At 33.6% G+C, this 1,696-nt stretch carries 2 protein-coding genes; both read left to right on the forward strand.

Going from position 1 to position 1,696, the window contains the following annotated elements; all coding sequences use genetic code 11:
- Window positions 1–342, forward strand: a 342-nt coding sequence (locus tag C9J37_RS27495) for an IS607 family transposase (RefSeq protein ID WP_107897929.1), incomplete at its 5' end; no start/stop codon positions are given.
- Window positions 314–1,483, forward strand: coding sequence for an RNA-guided endonuclease InsQ/TnpB family protein (locus C9J37_RS27500; protein WP_107897930.1), 1,170 nt, complete (start codon window positions 314–316; stop codon window positions 1,481–1,483). The genes C9J37_RS27495 and C9J37_RS27500, both read left to right, overlap by 29 nt.
- The last annotated feature ends 213 nt before the right edge of the window (window positions 1,484–1,696 follow it).

Here is a 1,696-nt window from a genome sequence, read left to right on the forward strand (position 1 = left end):
ATTATTCAAGATATTGGCAGCGGAATCAACTATAAGAAAAAAGGTTTGAAACAATTAATTGACAAGATTAATAATCGTGATATTTCAAAAGTCGTTGTACTGTACAAAGACCGTTTAGTGCGGTTTGGCTTTGAAATGATTGAATATTTATGTGAAATAAATGGTGTAGAAATCGAAGTGATTGACCATACAGAAAAAACGAAGGAAGAAGAACTAACCGAGGATTTCATTCAAATCATTACGGTATTCGCAAATCGTCTGTATGGCGCACGTTCTAAAAAGACAAAGCGTTTGATTGACGAGGTGAAAAACAATGTATATAGCGACAAGGATCAAACTTAATCCCACTAAAGAACAAGAATGTTTATTTTGGAAATCTGCTGGAACTGCTAGGTGGACTTACAACTTCTTTCTTGCTGAAAGTGAACGTCATTATGCTGAATATCTTAACGGTAAACACGAAAAGAAAACCATTAAAGAAAGTGACGTTAGAAAATATATAAACAATGTATTGAAAAAGACTACCCATCAATGGTTAAAAGAAGTTGGAAGCAATGTAATGAAACAAGCAGTAAAGGACGCTGATAAAGCTAGAAAACGTTGGTTTGACGGTGTGTCAGGCAAGCCGAAATTCAAAAGTAAACGAAAAAGTAAAGTTAGTTTTTATGTAAATTATGAAAGTCTGAAGCGCACAAAAGAAGGTTTTCGAGGTGAAAAAATAGGGGTTGTCAAAACATACCAACCTCTACCTAAACTACCTAAAGGTGAGAACTATTCAAACCCTAGAATCTCATATGATGGGCGAAATTGGTTTTTATCTGTTGGGTATGAAATTGAATATGAAAAAATAGAATTAACAGATGAGAGCTTAGGAATTGATGTTGGCATCAAGGAATTGGCTGTTTGTTCTGATGGTTCATTCAAAAAGAACATTAACAAAACGAAAGAAGTTAGACGATTAGAACGAAAATTGAAACGAGAACAAAAGAAGTTGTCTCGTAAAATTCAAGCTAATATTGTTGCACATACGAAAAATCGAAAACCTATCTATCAAACACCTTTAAAAAACATGAAAAACATTCAAAAACAAAACGATAAGATTCGAATGATTTATAAAAGACTAACTAATATCAGAAGGAATCACCTTCATCAATCTTCAAATGAGATTGTGAAAACCAAGCCATCTCGTATTGTTATGGAAACTTTGAATATCAAAGGAATGATGAAGAATAAGCATGTATCGAAAGCAATAGCGAAACAGTGCTTACATGATTTCAAAAGACAGATTCAATATAAATGCGAAAAGTATGGAATTGAATTTGTTGAAGCTGATAAATGGTATCCTTCTTCGAAAATGTGTTCTTGTTGTGGAAGTATTAAAAAAGACTTGAAACTATCTGACAGAGTGTTCAAATGTCCATGTGGTCATGAAATGGACAGGGATTTGAACGCTGCTCACAATTTAGCAAATTACCAAATCTAGTGTATTTCACATAAAAGAAAACCTAGATATGTACGCAACGATACTGCGGAATTGAAGCCTGTGGAGAGTCATATCAAATCGGAGTAGCTTCGGCAAAACGAGGCTCGGTGAAACAGGAAGGTACAAGACGAAATTCGTAAGATATAAGTCGTACCATAGTAAAAATTGTTTAAATACAAATTTTAATTGGTTTAGATATATTTTTCGTATCGG

The organism is Lysinibacillus mangiferihumi (genome assembly GCF_003049665.1).
Lineage (GTDB): Bacteria > Bacillota > Bacilli > Bacillales_A > Planococcaceae > Lysinibacillus > Lysinibacillus mangiferihumi.